We start from the raw sequence: 15,016 nt of genomic DNA on the forward strand, positions 1-15,016 counted from the left end.
TTCCTCATCACCGAAAGTACTTTACAACCCGAAGGCCTTCTTCATACACGCGGCATGGCTGCATCAGGGTTTCCCCCATTGTGCAATATTCCCCACTGCTGCCTCCCGTAGGAGTCTGGACCGTGTCTCAGTTCCAGTGTGGCTGGTCATCCTCTCAGACCAGCTAGAGATCGTCGCCTTGGTGAGCTTTTACCCCACCAACTAGCTAATCCCATATGGGTTCATCAAATGGCACATGGTCCGAAGATCCCATGCTTTGGTTTCTCAACTTTATGAGGTATTAGCAGTCGTTTCCAACTGTTGTCCCTCGCCACTCGGCAGATCCCCATACCTTACTCACCCGTCCGCCACTCGTCATCAAGTGCAAGCACTCATGTTACCGTTCGACTTGCATGTGTTAAGCCTGCCGCCAGCGTTCAATCTGAGCCATGATCAAACTCTTCAATTTAAAGTTTGATGCTCAATAACTGTCTCTGACATATTCAAATGAATCTTCAGTGTCACTTATCAAGACTTTATCTTTTAAGTCCGTAGACTTTATTCTTTCGTCTCGCAAGTGCCCACACAGATTGTCTGTTTCTTAATTTTTAAAGAGCTGACAGCTTATCATTTTACCAATCTTTTATTGAATTGGTTTGCTGTCTCAAGGGTTGCGTATATTACTCACTTCACTTTGCCTCGTCAACCCCTATTTTAGTTTTTTTGTCTTTTTTGAATTGAGTGATTGCTTTTTATTCAAATCACCTTGTTATAGAGCAATTTCTATTTGTTTAGCCACCTTGATAGCTTTATTGACGGCTTCTTGAATATTTTCTGCACGAGCCAGAGCCACGCCCATTCGTCTTGTACCTTTTACTTCAGGTTTGCCAAATAAACGTATATCAGTTTGTGGTTCATTAAGCGCCTTTTCTATATTAATAAAAGAGACTTCTTTTGAATAGCCATTAGCTATTATTACTGCTGATGCACTTGCACCATATAATTCAATATTGGTTATTGGTAAGCCTAAAATAGCCCGAGCATGTAGAGCAAATTCAGATAGATTTTGAGAAATTAATGTCACCATGCCTGTATCATGAGGACGAGGAGATACTTCACTAAACCACACTTGATCCCCTTTAACAAATAACTCAACACCAAATACACCATACCCTCCTAATGCTGCTGTTATTTTAGTAGCAATTTCTTCAGATAGTGCTAAAGCTTGGCTAGACATGGGTTGTGGTTGCCAAGATTCACGGTAATCACCGTTTTCTTGTCGGTGACCTATAGGCTTACAAAATGAAATACCGTTAATATGGCTAACGGTTAATAGAGTAATTTCATAATCAAAGTCAATAAAGCCTTCTATAATGACTTTCCCTTTACCAGAACGCCCACCTTCTTGAGCAAATTTCCATGCAGTATCAAGATCAGTTTCACTTCGTAGCAAAGATTGTCCTTTTCCTGACGAACTCATAACCGGTTTTACTAAACAAGGGAAACCAAGTTCTTGTACCGCTTTTCGAAATTCAACTTCATTCGAAGCAAATTGATAAGGCGATGTTGGTAATTTTAATTCTTCAGCGGCGAGACGGCGTATACCTTCTCTATTCATGGTAAGTTGTGTTGCCTTTGCTGTTGGGATAACGGTAAATCCTTCTTTTTCCAACTCAACTAAAGTAGCTGTTGCAATTGCTTCAATTTCAGGAACAATATAATCTGGTTTTTCAGCTTCAATGACTTTTCTTAAAGCATTGCCGTCAAGCATATTAATAATATGAAAGCGGTGAGCTACTTGCATTGCCGGTGCATTAGCATAACTATCTACAGCAATGACTTCGCAACCCAATCGTTGTAATTCAATTACGACTTCTTTAGCAAGCTCGCCAGCACCACAAAGTAGGACTTTAGTCGATGAAGATGAGAGTGGAGTACCTAATTTGGTCATAACTACCTCTAATACTTAACCTATATATTGTTCAGATATGCTAAAAACAAAAATCGGGACTATTATCCCGATTTTTTGATATTTACGATTATACTTGGTAAGGATCTCGTAAGATCATGGTCTCACTTCGATCTGGTCCGGTTGAGATAATATCAATTGGCGTTTCAGTTAACTCTTCAATTCGTTTAATATAAGCTTTGGCTGCATGTGGTAATGCATCATAACTTTTAATACCAAAAGTTGACTCCTCCCAACCCGGCATTGATTCATAAACTGGTTTGACTAAGCTCCACTCTTCAGCAGCAGCCGGTGCAGTTTTGATTACTTCACCATTTGGTAATTGATAACCTACGCAGATTTTCACTTCTTTAAGTCCATCTAATACATCAAGCTTAGTTAAGCAAAAACCAGAAACTGAGTTAAGTTGTACCGCTTTTCGAACAGCAACTGCATCAAGCCAACCTGTACGACGACGACGACCTGTTGTAGCACCAAATTCGTTACCTTGCTGACAAAGATATTCACCGATATGATCAAATAATTCTGTTGGGAATGGGCCTGCACCAACTCGGGTAGAATAAGCTTTAACAATACCTAGCACATAACCGACATAGCGAGGACCAAAACCAGATCCCGTTGCAACGCCACCTGCTGTAGTATTTGATGATGTTACAAAAGGATAAGTACCGTGATCAATGTCAAGTAATGTGCCTTGTGCGCCTTCAAACATGATTCTTTCGCCCTTTTTACGAGCATCTTCTAAAAGCGCTGGTATATCAGCAATCATGTCAACTAGAATATCAGCAATGGCTAGCGTCTCATCAAGAACTTTCTGATAATCAACAGCTTCTGTTTTGTAATAGTTAACTAATTGGAAATTATGATAAGCCATTACTTCTTTCAATTTTTCAGCAAATGCAGCACGGTCGCGCAAATCACCAACACGAAGTCCACGGCGAGCGACTTTATCTTCATATGCAGGTCCAATACCTCGTCCAGTGGTGCCAATGGCCTTACTTCCACGGGCAACTTCTCTTGCCTGATCAAGCGCTATATGATACGGAAGAATTAAAGGACAAGACTCAGAAATAAGCAATCTTTCTTTGACAGGAATACCTTTATCTTCAAGTGCCTTCATCTCTTTCATTAGAGCGTCCGGGCATAGCACAACACCATTAGCAATAATACTAATAACATCGTTACGTAATATACCTGAAGGAATTAAATGGAGAACTGTTTTTTCACCATTAATAACTAAAGTATGGCCAGCATTATGTCCACCTTGATAACGTACAACATATTTAGCTTTTTCTGTGAGTAAATCAACAACTTTACCTTTGCCTTCATCACCCCATTGTGTACCGAGCACAACAACATTATTACTCATAAATTATTTACTCATTGTGTTATTTAATAGATTTCAATTTCATGTATTGAAAAAATTCACTCTCAGGGCTGATGACCATAACATCATTACCTGTAAAACTTTGTTCATAAGCTTTTAAACTTCGGATAAAGCTAAAAAACGCTAAATCGTTACCAAAAGCATCGGCATAAAGCTTAGCCACATTAGCATCACCTTCACCACGAATAGTACGTGATTGTCGTTGAGCTTCTGATAAAATTTTAGTTGCTTGCAGGGTCGCTCTTGCTCGTTCTTCTTCAGCCTTTCTAACCCCTTCGAATCGTTTATCTCGCGCGATAACTTCTCGTTCTGCTCTCATTCGGGCATAAATCGATTCGGATACTTCTGTTGGGAAGTTTATTTTTTTAATTCTAACATCAATTACTTCAATACCAAATGCCCTTAGGCTAGTTTTAGTACTCTCAGGATCTTTTTGGGTATCGGCAACCAATTTTTCAATTGGTTCATTTTCTACAGCAACTTGAGTAGTACCATTTAAAGCATCTTTTACTCGAATCATGAGAGAGTTACGTGATGTTGTATCGGCGTTAGAATCATTAATAATGTCTTCATTACTCAATTTACCGATTTCTGCTCGTAAGCGACCATTTAATCTTGCTAAGAGTAAATCTTCAACATTATTACCGCCTGCCACAGTTTCATAATAGCGATTAAAGTCTATAATTTTCCATTGTACGAAATAGTCAACAATGAGTTCCTTTTTCTGTACATTAAAAAATCTTTGTTCGTTACTTTCATTAGGACTACTGGAGCTATTGGTTGTTTGAATTTTTGCATCTATAACTTTGACGCTATCCATACCGGGTATTTTAAAATGTAAGCCGGGTTCAGATAAACCAATAATCTTATTAAACCGTAAAACAACACCTCGGTAACCTTCTTCAATGACATAGGCACTTGAAAAGAAAGCACCAATTAAAATTAAAACCAGAGGGATCAATAATTTTCGCATACTCAATTTTTCTCCTTATCGTCCCAATTCTCTTGTTGATTTTCTAGTATGAACATCATTGTTATTACTATTGTCACTATTTGTTACGCCATTTTTTGACTCGGATTGCGTCGGCGGTAAGCTTTTTAACATTTCAGAAGAATTAGGTAAGTTAAAATTATAATCACTCTCTGAATTAGATGTATTGGAATTTGAAGCTTGTTCGCCTTTGTTTTTTAACAATTGCTCTAATGGCAATACCATTAAATTACCACTTTTATCATTAACAACCACTTTGTTGGTTTTCGCTAATATTTTTTCCATAGTTTCAATATATAAACGCTCTTTGGTAATTTCTGGAGCCGCTTTAAATTGTGGTAATATTTGTTCAAAGCGTGCTATATCACCGGTAGCTTCGAGTTCTACTTTAACTTTATAAGCATTGGCATCAGCTAAAATTCTCGCTGAACGTCCTTCAGCTTGTTGAACTAATTGAACTTTATCCGCTTCTGCTTGTTTAATTTCTCGTTCACTATCGCTTTGAGCTCGGATAGCATCAGCATAAGCATCTTGTACTTGGTCTGGTGGACTTGCAACTTGGAAATTCAAGTCAACAATAGTAATCCCCATATCATAATTAGTTATAACCCGAACTAGTTCGTCTTTAGTACTACTTTCAAGCACCGCTCTACCGTCAGAGATGATTGCATCAATATTTGAACTTCCCACAACTGTTCTAAGCGCACTATCGGCAGCTTGAGTTAGACTATTATCAACATTTGTCACCTTAAACAAATATTTTGCAGGATTACTGATACGATACTGCACATTCATTTGAACTTTAACCAAGTTTTCGCCTGTGGTGACAATAAGTCCTGTCACATCAAAATTTTTGGTACCTTGTGTATCAACTCTATAGACTTTGTCAATTAACGCTGGGCGCCAATTTAAACCAGGCTGAAGTATTTCTGATTGAACTTGACCAAAACGAGTAACAACACCACGTTCGCTTTGATTAATTGTATAAAATCCATTGATTCCCCAAATAAAAATTAATACAACAACTACTATACCTATTATTTTAGAGGCATTCATAGGTAGTTTAATTCCTGAAGAACCTTTATTATTATTTGAATTACCTTTTTTTAAGAGGTTTTTAATTTTATCCAATAAACCAACCGATGAACCGGAAGGTTTTTTGTTGTTATTATTACCCCATGGATCGTTATCTTGTCCGTTATTTCCGGGCTGATTCCACGCCATATTTTATATGCTCCATTTAACAATTAGTTGTTATTTTGCGTATTGATTAAGTATAACAGATCTGGCTCTTGTTTACAGAGACGATTCCATTCAATTGAGGGCATTCTCACATCCAAATGAAAACTACCATCGTCGTTAATAAATTCATTTTCTACCGCATTTAGCTGATACAAACGACTCCTTAATTTGGCTAAATGAGTGGGTAAATTCAATTTACAAATTTGAATCTGTTTAGCAAGTCGCTCTTTTAATGCGATAAATAGGAGATCTAATCCTAAACTATTTTGTGCAGAAATCCAAACACGAATTGGTATACCATTTTCATCACGATCTATACTCGCTTGTTTACCTTCAATTAAATCGATTTTATTCATAATGATAAGCGTTGGGATGTCATGCGCTTGTATTTCAAATAGAACTTCATCTACAGCATGCATGTTGTCCAATATATTAGGATCAGCGGCATCAACCACATGTAATAATAATGTTGCTTCTTGAGTTTCAAGCAAGGTAGCTTTAAAAGCAGCAATTAAATCATGTGGTAAATGGCGAATAAAACCAACAGTATCAGCAAGAACGACTTCACCAACATCTTCAACATTGATGCGTCTTAAGGTGGGATCGAGTGTAGCAAACAGTTGATCGGCGGCATAAACATCTGCATTGGTTAGTACATTAAAGAGTGTTGATTTACCGGCATTAGTATAACCAACTAGCGATATGGTTGATAAATCAGCTTTATTACGTGATTGGCGATTTTGATTACGCTGTTTTTCGACTTTGGCTAGTCTTGATAAAATTAATTGAATTCGATGACGAATTAATCGTCTATCTGTTTCTAATTGTGTTTCACCTGGTCCACGTAAGCCAATCCCACCTTTTTGTCGCTCTAAATGAGTCCAACCTCGCACTAAACGAGTTGATAGGTACTGTAACTGTGCTAATTCAACTTGTAATTTGCCTTCATGAGTTCTGGCTCTTTGGGCAAAAATATCCAATATTAATCCTGTTCTATCAACGACTCGGCATTCACATAATTTTTCGAGATTACGTTCTTGAGTTGGCGTTAATGTATGATTGACTAAAATGACTGAAGCCTCAAGTTGTTTAACTTTTTCAGCAATTTCGAGTGCTTTACCTTCACCAACAAAGTATTTCGCTTGCGGTGCTTTTCTGGAGGTAGTCACGATATCGAGAATATCTATTTGAGCTGAAGAAACTAAAACTTCAAACTCTTTAAGATCCTCGATATCGCTTTCTTGAGGAAAAAATACGTGGACTAATAAGGCTGATTCACCGCCTTTATATCGCTCAAACAATCAAACTCTCCACTGAAATAATCAGCTTTCGCTTTCCTCTTCAGGTTGAGATATCAAACCAGAAATAGGTCTTGATGGTACAACTGTTGAGATAGCATGTTTGTAGACCATTTGGCTTACAGTATTTTTTAATAGAATCACAAACTGATCAAACGATTCAATTTGTCCCTGTAATTTGATGCCATTAACCAAATAAATTGATACCGGAATATGTTCGCGACGTAGCAAATTTAAATAAGGATCTTGTAATGACTGCCCTTTTGACATGAGTATTTCCTTTAAGATGAAATAAAATAATAAGATGAAGAAATAAAACTGTACTCGCATTTTTATCTGACTGCGACACGCCACAGTATTATTACTTAAATTAACATAAAAAGCACCTATCTTAAACCAATCAGCCAAAATTTATGCACAAATAACTAAAATTTGTATAAATTGATAAAATCTTAACTAAGGAATATACTGAAACATTAGTTTAACCTGAAACTTCTTTACAACATGAACTTTTGTTGCTGGTAAAAATGGCAAGACAATAAGCTACCGGGTAGATAATTAATGATGCTAACTAAAACAGGTTGTTAAATGTAGCATTTATATTATCACTATTTAACCATGTGATAGGTTGCTTCCAACCTCTTAACCAAGTAATTTGTCTTTTGGCGAGTTGACGAGTTGCACAAATACCTTTAAATACCATTTCATCATAGCTGATATCACCATTTAGATATTCCCACATTTGGCGATACCCTACACAACGAATAGAAGGTAAGTTTAAATGTAGATCTGAACGTTGCATCAGTACTTTTACTTCTTGCTCAAAGCCCTGCTCCAACATCTGTATAAAGCGCTTTTCAATACGTTGATGTAAAATAGATCTGTCTTCTGGCATGATAGCAAATTGCATAATTTCATAGGGTAACGCTTCACCACTATTTTGTGTTAGTTCGGTCAAACTTTTACCTGAAATTAAATAAACTTCTAAAGCCCGATTAAGGCGTTGTGGATCGTTGGGATGTATTCTTTGTGCCGAAATTGGATCTACTTTTTTTAACTCCTCATGGATGGCCTGCCAACCCAATTTATTAGCTTTTTCTTCAATTTGTTGACGGATCTCACTATTAGCAGCCGGAAGTGGGGATAGACCTTCGATTAAAGCTTTAAAATAGAGCATTGTTCCACCCACTAAAAGTGGAATGCGATCATTTTTTAATGATGTTTCAATTTCAGCAAGCGCATCATGTCTGAAATTTGCCGCAGAGTAACTTTGTGAAGGATCGCATATATCAATCAATTTATGTGGATATTTTTGTTGTTCTTGCTTGCTTGGTTTAGCGGTACCAATATCCATACCCCGATAAATTAATGCAGAATCAACACTAATAATATCAATTGGATAACGATCATAAAGTTCCATAGCAAACGCGGTTTTACCCGATGCTGTCGGCCCCATTAACGAGATAATTTTTGGTTTATTCATGATAAAAATGATTGAGTAAATAATGATATATCAAGTGTGTGTAAAAATGTTTCCTGTTGTAACAAATTAGTATCGATTTGTTCTAACTGAGCCAATAATTGAATAACTTTAGCTACACTCCAACTTACGGTACGACTGTCATCACACTGGTTAGCTAACCAACTTGCAATTATGGTCGGATCTAATGTTACCTGTTCAGATGAAGATATAAAAGCAATCAAGGCTGGTAGTAACTGCTGCCAGTTCATTGTACGTAACATTTTAGGTACATTTTGTAGATACAATTTGGCTTTTTCAACATGAAAATCAAAACCTAAAAAAAGCAATTGCGGTTTATAGTTAGCCAGTGTTTGTTGCTCTTTGTGGTTAATTAAGATGGTTAAAGGAATAAGTAGTTTTTCAGATTCTTGCGATAATAGCTTTATTGCTGTTACTCTTTGCTGAGCAATTGGTAAATTCATTAACATTAATTTTTGCTGATTATCTTCATACTTTTCAAGCAATGCAATATCAGGTTGAATAACGGTTAATACCCGACCAAATTGAACTAAAGAAGAACAGTCAATTTGCTGTTGTAATGATTGTAAAGGTGAATTTCGTTTAGGAAACAAAGCGTCAATAACCGCTTTTTGTGATGAGGTTATTTGCTTATCATCTTGGGATAATAATGGTGGTTGTAAACGCTCAGTTGATTTTTTTTCCGGCTCATTAACCACATTAACTAATTGAGCATATAGCGCATTTTCTTTTATATGACTAGTAACCTTTTTCGCTGGTTGATTAGATGACAAATTGGGTTTTGGATTAGAAGGGTGATCAAAAATATTCTCACCAGCTGCTTGTCGATTGGGCGCAAGTGCAACTTTATCATCAACAATAGGTAAATTAGATTCTAATGCCATGACAATTGCTTGATAAACAAAATCATGAACTAACCTTGCTTCATGAAAACGAACTTCATGTTTAGCTGGGTGAACATTAACATCAACTTGTTTAGGATCTATTTGTAAAAAGACTACATAGCTTTGTTGTTCATTGGTTCGGCTTATATAAGCTTGACGTAAAGCATGATTGAGTAATTTATCTTTAATAACTCGACCATTGACATAAAAATATTGTAGTTCGCTTGTTTCGCTGCTTGCAACCCAACCTTGAATCAATAAGTCATCATGTTGCCAATCCAACTTCACCGCTTTTTGCATGAAAGCACGTCCACAAACTAACTCAACTCTTTTTTCAAGTGATGAAGATCGATATTGTTTAACCAATTTACCATTATGTTGTAAATTAAAAGTTACATCCGGTCGAGCAAGTGCAATACGTCTTACAAACTCCTCAATATGCATAAATTCTGTTTTTTCGGTCTTTAAAAAACGACGACGCGCAGGAGTGTTATAAAAAAGATCTAACACTTCAACGGTCGAACCAACAGGGTGAGCTGCCGGTTTAATCGTTGGCGTCATATCTCGACCTTCAGCATAAACTTGCCAAGCTTCAGATTGATTTGTTGTTCGAGAAGTTAAGGTTAAGCGAGATACAGAACTTATACTCGCTAAAGCTTCTCCTCTAAATCCAAGACTGACGATAGCATCTAAATCATCGAGTGTACTAATTTTGCTAGTAGCATGGCGAGCAAGCGCTAACGCCAATTCGTCTTTAGCAATACCACAACCGTTATCACGAATGCGAATTAATTTACAACCGCCTTGCTCAAGATCTATATCAATTTGGGTACTACCGGCATCAAGACTATTCTCAACTAACTCTTTGATGACAGATGCGGGGCGTTCTACCACTTCACCAGCAGCAATTTGATTAGCCAATTGTGGTGATAGAATATGAATTGCCATTAATGTCGCTCTCCAAACTTTGGATTTTGTTTTACATAATTTTTGATACCTTGATAGATCGCTTTAGCGATTTTATCTTGATGAGCATTACTATTTAGCAAACTCTCTTCACTTTCATTTGAAATAAAACCAACTTCGACCAAGATTGAAGGAATATCCGGTGATCGTAACACCCCTAAGCTTGCATGTTCGGGTTTACGCTTATGCAATTTAATAGTACCATTCATCTCTTTTAAGACTTGAGTAGCTAACTCATAACCTACTCGCTGAGAATAGGAAAATTGTAAATCGAGTACCGCTTGACTTAAATGGGGATCATGATCATCACTCAGGGCATCACCTGCACCACCTAATAATTGCGATTGTTTTTCATCCTGTTCGATCCAGCGACCAAGCTCTGTATCAGCGCGTTTAGTTGAAAGAACCCAAACTGATGCACCTGTTGCACTTCGATTAGGCGCGGCATCAGCATGGATCGATATTAATAGATTGGCTTTATTTTTACGGGCAATTTCAGAACGTTGAAAAACCGAGATAAAATTATCACTAGTTCGGGTTAACACACCTTTAAAACTCGGATCTTTATTTAATAGGTTAATTAATTTCTTAGCGATTGAGAGCGTCACCGTCTTTTCATATAACTTATTTTGACCGATAGCACCAGCGTCTTTACCTCCATGTCCAGCATCAACAGCAATAACCACTTTTGCGGCATATACAGAACTACAAAGTAGCAGTAACATAAAAAAAGTAAGTATTTTTTTCATTTCGTTTTTTATCGCGCGTTTTTATTATAATAAGTTAATAATAGCTTGACCTATATCACTTTTTGCTTTCACGCAAACAGTCCGTTCAAGTGCTAAGTAGGTCAAATGAATTTCAATATCAGCTTTTGGCAATACACCTTGAGCTTGCTCGGGCCACTCAATTAAACAAATAGAGCGCGATGAAAAATATTCACGAATGCCCATAAACTCTAACTCTTCTGGATCATTAAGGCGATACAAATCAAAATGGTAAACCGAAAAGTTAGCAAATTGATAAGGTTCAACCAAAGTATAAGTTGGACTTTTTACCGCCCCTGTATGCCCTAATTGTTGCAAAAATCCCCGACTTAGAGTTGTTTTACCTGCACCTAGATCACCAATTAAATAGATCACAATAACACTATCATGCATAGATAAATAATTTAAACAGCCGTTAGCTAGCTGTTTACCAAATGCAATTGTTTCTTGCTCATTAGCTAAAATAGTCGGTTTCATACAGATTCTTTGCTCAATAAATAGTGTTTATTATATACTAATAACCCTTGAAGATGCACGAAACAACATTATCTTGATTTTTTGACAAGAAGTTTCAGGTTAACTATACGTTTAAATATAATAAAAGTGTAAAATCATGTTACATACTATCGCAACCGCTAATCAATCAGCAATTGATCTACAACTTATTTCAGCACAAGATGTTGTACTATTTTGGCAAAATGGTGTTTTTATTTCATTAAAAGGTAACATATTATTAAATAACATTATCGAAAAAACAAATAATTGCTACATTTTAGACAGTGACATTAATGCTCGTGGATTAAGTCAGCTGATCGATCCAAGAGTAAAAGTAATTAATATGAAGCAAGTTATTGCACTGACAGCAAAATATTATCCGCAAATGAATTGGCAATCATGATCATTAACAAACCAATTTATACCAAGCTTTTATAGATCAATATTATAAAATATGAACACCACATGAGTAATTCACTCACGCAAATTTGCAAATACTGACACCTAGGTTTAATATAATTTTCATTTATCGTTAACTAAATTTTAAATCTTAATGGCAAATTTATTAACCTTAACAGAAAGTTATGAGCTGTTAAAAAAAGGTGAAGTTATTGCTTATCCAACCGAAGCTGTTTTTGGATTAGGTTGCGATCCCGATTGTGAAACAGCCGTATTAAAATTACTTGAATTAAAACAACGAAGTATTGAAAAAGGTTTAATTTTAATTGCCAGTGATTATCAACAACTCCAACCTTATATCGATGAAACAATGTTAACTACTGCGCAAAAACAACAAGCTTTGATGAGTTGGCCGGGACCGGTTACTTGGATTTTACCCAAAAATATTAAAACCCCTTATTTTTTAACTGGTAAATTTAATACCATTGCCGTACGCGTTACTAATCATCCACTAGTGTGTAAATTATGCGATCTTTTTGGTAAACCTTTAGTATCAACCAGCGCCAATCTTTCTGCTCATGAACCATGTCGCACTTTTAGTGAGATCGAAAAACAATTTGGTGCAAATTTCCCGATATTAGAAGGTGAAACAGGACAAAGATCGCAACCTTCAGAAATCAGAGACATTCAAACGGGTCAGATTATTAGGCAAGGATAAGCTTATGCAAAATTTATATATTGGAGTCATGTCAGGAACTAGCATGGATGGTATTGATATTGTGTTAGTAGATATTTCAACTGAAAAAGTCACTTCTCTCGCCAGTAATTGTTACCCAATGCCACCCGATCTTAAACAGGATCTACTTACACTTTGTGAAAATAAACAAACAACATTACAAAATTTAGGTGAGATCGATCATCGACTTGGTAAACTATATGCTCAAAGTATCAATCAATTTTTAGTAGAAAATCAAATTGATAAATATAAAATTAAGGCTATTGGTTGTCATGGGCAAACAATTTATCACTCACCAACGGGTCACTATCCATTTACCATGCAAATTGGTGATGCCAACATTATTGTGGCAAAAACAGGGATCACAACGATTGCTGATTTTCGTCGTAAAGATATGGCTTATGGTGGACAAGGTGCGCCTTTAGTACCAGCTTTTCATAAAGCGGTACTACAAGATCCTAATATTAATCGTGTGGTATTAAATATCGGCGGAATAAGTAATATTACAGTATTAATACCCAATTTACCGGTTATGGGTTATGACACAGGTCCTGGCAATGTATTACTTGATAGTTGGATACATCAACATCTTGGAAAGGCCTATGATAACAATGCCCAATGGGCCAAAACCGGTAAAATTAATATTGATCTATTAAAAAAATTATTACAAGAGCCATATTTTCAATTAGCACCACCCAAAAGTACCGGACGTGAACTATTTAATCTCGCTTGGCTCTATCAAAAATTGACTGGTTTTCATTTAAAAGCAGAAGATATTCAAGCTACGCTGGTTGAATTTACCGCTCTATCGATTGCACAAGAATTAAATAAACTCTCTGTCATCAAAACGCTGCCTTGTGAACTGTTAGTTTGCGGTGGGGGAGCAAAAAATCCATTAATTATGCAAAGATTAGCCAATTTGCTCCCTAAATGGTCAGTATTGACTACCACAGAAAAAGGGATAAATAGTGATTATATGGAGGCTATGGCATTTGCTTGGCTGGCTTATTGTAAAATCGAGGAGATACCGTCAAATATTCCTGAAGTTACAGGTGCTAGCCAAGCTGTTAGCTTAGGTGTGATATACCGATAATTTAACCAGTTACTCAGAGGATTTTGCTGGTTTATTAAATCCAATTAATTCTGAAATTTTAGCTGCACATTGACTTATTTCATTGACCAATTTAGCTTCATCTTCCGGAGTCTTACATCTGAAAATAGAGGTCGATAAGCTTAATGCGGCAATAATGTTTCCTAAACGATTATAGATAGGCACAGCAAAACATCGTAAACCTAGCTCTGATTCTTCATCATCTTTACCATATCCACAACGTTTAACTTCATCTAGTTCAGCTAAAAAGGCTTGTTTATCCGTGATCGTTTTCGGTGTGTATTGGTCAAAAGTGATGTTATCAACTAAACTTCTTTTGCTCTCTTCATCTAACCAAGCAAGCAAAACTTTACCTAAGCCACTGGCATGAATACTTGCTTGATTACCAATTTTAGAAGTTAAACAAAGACTATATTGTTCTGAAGCAACTTTATTAATATAAATAATCTGATCACCTTCACGCACGGCTAAATGTACGGTTTCTTTAGTTTTATCTCTTAGTTTTCGCATCTCTAAATCAGCAATTGCTAAGAAATTTTGGTGATACAGCACTCGATTACCTAAATCGAGTAATTTCAAATTAAGTGAATATTTATCTGAATCTTCTTCTTGATTGACATAACCTAACGTCTTCATTGTTTGTAAAAAGCGATAAGCTGTACTTTTCGGCATCATTACTTTTTGCGATAATTCTGATATTGCAATATCTTTCGATTCAGATAAAGCCTCTAAAATTCCAAAAACTTTTAAGACCGAAGCAACCGATTCTGGTGAACTATCGTTCATAATGAGCAAATCTCCTTACTAAAATTAGCCACGTTATTGATATTAATTGAAAAAATATAACTAATTAACACAGTTGGGTATATATCATAATTAGTTATGATCTGTTTTACTAGCTATTTTATAAAAAATCCAATCTTTGTGGCGTAAACACATCGAGAAGAACGCCTGCCTGTTTACAAACACATCCATGTTCAATATTTGGTTTTTTATATAATGTATCACCACTTCGAACAATTTTGGTTTCACTACCGATAGTAAATTCAAATTCGCCAGATAAAACATAAGTTAATTGCTCATGTGGATGATGATGCATTGCGCCAATAGCGCCTACTTCAAAATGTACTTCAACAGCCATCATATTACCATCATGCGCCAAAATTTTACGCTTAACCCCATTACCTAAATCATTTAATTCTACATCTGAATTAAAGCAAAACATGAAGATCTCCTACAATCACATAACGAATAAGAGATAATAATAACAACTTATTATCTCTTTGATTAA

The 15,016-nt window shown here is 36.2% G+C and carries 14 protein-coding genes, 1 rRNA gene and 1 pseudogene; 3 read left to right on the forward strand and 13 right to left on the reverse strand.

Going from position 1 to position 15,016, the window contains the following annotated elements; genetic code table 11:
- From A9G11_RS01985 to tsaE, 11 genes and pseudogenes are all read right to left on the reverse strand, one after another.
- Positions 1–448 (reverse strand): 16S ribosomal RNA (locus tag A9G11_RS01985); the annotation flags it as partial.
- A 300-nt stretch (positions 449–748) separates the two neighbouring features.
- Positions 749–1,930, reverse strand: a complete 1,182-nt coding sequence (gene purT / locus A9G11_RS01990; protein ID WP_065617866.1) for a formate-dependent phosphoribosylglycinamide formyltransferase — start codon at positions 1,928–1,930, stop codon at positions 749–751.
- An 88-nt stretch (positions 1,931–2,018) separates the two neighbouring features.
- Complete coding sequence (locus tag A9G11_RS01995; RefSeq protein WP_065617867.1) at positions 2,019–3,317, reverse strand: adenylosuccinate synthase; 1,299 nt, start codon at positions 3,315–3,317, stop codon at positions 2,019–2,021.
- Positions 3,318–3,336: 19 nt separating this feature from the next.
- Positions 3,337–4,308, reverse strand: coding sequence for a protease modulator HflC (gene hflC / locus A9G11_RS02000; RefSeq protein WP_065617868.1), 972 nt, complete (start codon positions 4,306–4,308; stop codon positions 3,337–3,339).
- 15 nt (positions 4,309–4,323) lie between these two features.
- Complete coding sequence (hflK, locus tag A9G11_RS02005; RefSeq protein WP_065617869.1) at positions 4,324–5,550, reverse strand: FtsH protease activity modulator HflK; 1,227 nt, start codon at positions 5,548–5,550, stop codon at positions 4,324–4,326.
- 23 nt (positions 5,551–5,573) lie between these two features.
- Complete coding sequence (gene hflX, locus A9G11_RS02010; RefSeq protein WP_065617870.1) at positions 5,574–6,869, reverse strand: ribosome rescue GTPase HflX; 1,296 nt, start codon at positions 6,867–6,869, stop codon at positions 5,574–5,576.
- A 21-nt stretch (positions 6,870–6,890) separates the two neighbouring features.
- Positions 6,891–7,136, reverse strand: coding sequence for an RNA chaperone Hfq (hfq, locus tag A9G11_RS02015; RefSeq protein ID WP_065617871.1), 246 nt, complete (start codon positions 7,134–7,136; stop codon positions 6,891–6,893).
- Positions 7,137–7,437: 301 nt separating this feature from the next.
- Positions 7,438–8,349, reverse strand: a complete 912-nt coding sequence (miaA, locus tag A9G11_RS02020; RefSeq protein ID WP_065617872.1) for a tRNA (adenosine(37)-N6)-dimethylallyltransferase MiaA — start codon at positions 8,347–8,349, stop codon at positions 7,438–7,440.
- Complete coding sequence (gene mutL, locus A9G11_RS02025) at positions 8,346–10,199, reverse strand: DNA mismatch repair endonuclease MutL (RefSeq protein ID WP_065617873.1); 1,854 nt, start codon at positions 10,197–10,199, stop codon at positions 8,346–8,348. Before mutL ends, miaA begins: the two co-directional genes overlap by 4 nt.
- A 20-nt stretch (positions 10,200–10,219) precedes the next feature.
- A pseudogene (locus A9G11_RS02030) lies at positions 10,220–10,924 on the reverse strand (N-acetylmuramoyl-L-alanine amidase); the annotation flags it as partial.
- Between the two features lie 66 nt (positions 10,925–10,990).
- Positions 10,991–11,461, reverse strand: coding sequence for a tRNA (adenosine(37)-N6)-threonylcarbamoyltransferase complex ATPase subunit type 1 TsaE (gene tsaE / locus A9G11_RS02035; protein ID WP_065617875.1), 471 nt, complete (start codon positions 11,459–11,461; stop codon positions 10,991–10,993).
- A gap of 136 nt (positions 11,462–11,597) precedes the next feature.
- On the opposite strand from tsaE, the gene tusB reads away from it, so the two are divergent.
- The 3 genes from tusB (at position 11,598) to A9G11_RS02050 (ending at position 13,707) form a co-directional block, all read left to right on the forward strand.
- Positions 11,598–11,882: a sulfurtransferase complex subunit TusB gene (gene tusB / locus A9G11_RS02040; protein WP_065617876.1), complete on the forward strand. Its 285-nt coding sequence runs from the start codon at positions 11,598–11,600 to the stop codon at positions 11,880–11,882.
- Positions 11,883–12,032: 150 nt separating this feature from the next.
- The gene (locus tag A9G11_RS02045; protein ID WP_065617877.1) at positions 12,033–12,596 is read left to right on the forward strand and encodes a Sua5/YciO/YrdC/YwlC family protein; all 564 of its coding nucleotides are present in this window, start codon (positions 12,033–12,035) and stop codon (positions 12,594–12,596) included.
- 4 nt (positions 12,597–12,600) lie between these two features.
- Positions 12,601–13,707: an anhydro-N-acetylmuramic acid kinase gene (locus A9G11_RS02050; protein WP_065617878.1), complete on the forward strand. Its 1,107-nt coding sequence runs from the start codon at positions 12,601–12,603 to the stop codon at positions 13,705–13,707.
- Between the two features lie 9 nt (positions 13,708–13,716).
- On the opposite strand, the gene kdgR is transcribed toward A9G11_RS02050, so the two are convergent.
- Together kdgR and A9G11_RS02060 are read right to left on the reverse strand one after the other, a co-directional pair.
- Entirely contained in the window at positions 13,717–14,511 is a 795-nt protein-coding gene (kdgR, locus tag A9G11_RS02055) for a DNA-binding transcriptional regulator KdgR (RefSeq protein ID WP_081298383.1), read from the reverse strand.
- Positions 14,512–14,629: 118 nt separating this feature from the next.
- Entirely contained in the window at positions 14,630–14,950 is a 321-nt protein-coding gene (locus A9G11_RS02060) for a cupin domain-containing protein (protein WP_065617880.1), read from the reverse strand.
- Positions 14,951–15,016: the final 66 nt, after the last annotated feature.

It is taken from the genome of Gilliamella sp. wkB108, from assembly GCF_001690195.1.
Classification (GTDB): domain Bacteria; phylum Pseudomonadota; class Gammaproteobacteria; order Enterobacterales; family Orbaceae; genus Gilliamella; species Gilliamella apicola_L.

Excerpts from the sequence above, each read along its gene's own strand:
- kdgR (WP_081298383.1), bottom strand. The coding sequence starts at position 14,511 with ATGAACGATAGTTCACCAGAATCGGTTGCTTCGGTCTTAAAAGTTTTT.
- miaA (WP_065617872.1), bottom strand. The coding sequence starts at position 8,349 with ATGAATAAACCAAAAATTATCTCGTTAATGGGGCCGACAGCATCGGGT.
- tsaE (WP_065617875.1), bottom strand. The coding sequence starts at position 11,461 with ATGAAACCGACTATTTTAGCTAATGAGCAAGAAACAATTGCATTTGGT.
- tusB (WP_065617876.1), top strand. The coding sequence starts at position 11,598 with ATGTTACATACTATCGCAACCGCTAATCAATCAGCAATTGATCTACAA.
- hfq (WP_065617871.1), bottom strand. The coding sequence starts at position 7,136 with ATGTCAAAAGGGCAGTCATTACAAGATCCTTATTTAAATTTGCTACGT.
- hflC (WP_065617868.1), bottom strand. The coding sequence starts at position 4,308 with ATGCGAAAATTATTGATCCCTCTGGTTTTAATTTTAATTGGTGCTTTC.
- purT (WP_065617866.1), bottom strand. The coding sequence starts at position 1,930 with ATGACCAAATTAGGTACTCCACTCTCATCTTCATCGACTAAAGTCCTA.
- A9G11_RS02060 (WP_065617880.1), bottom strand. The coding sequence starts at position 14,950 with ATGTTTTGCTTTAATTCAGATGTAGAATTAAATGATTTAGGTAATGGG.
- hflK (WP_065617869.1), bottom strand. The coding sequence starts at position 5,550 with ATGGCGTGGAATCAGCCCGGAAATAACGGACAAGATAACGATCCATGG.
- A9G11_RS01995 (WP_065617867.1), bottom strand. The coding sequence starts at position 3,317 with ATGAGTAATAATGTTGTTGTGCTCGGTACACAATGGGGTGATGAAGGC.
- mutL (WP_065617873.1), bottom strand. The coding sequence starts at position 10,199 with ATGGCAATTCATATTCTATCACCACAATTGGCTAATCAAATTGCTGCT.
- A9G11_RS02045 (WP_065617877.1), top strand. The coding sequence starts at position 12,033 with ATGGCAAATTTATTAACCTTAACAGAAAGTTATGAGCTGTTAAAAAAA.
- A9G11_RS02050 (WP_065617878.1), top strand. The coding sequence starts at position 12,601 with ATGCAAAATTTATATATTGGAGTCATGTCAGGAACTAGCATGGATGGT.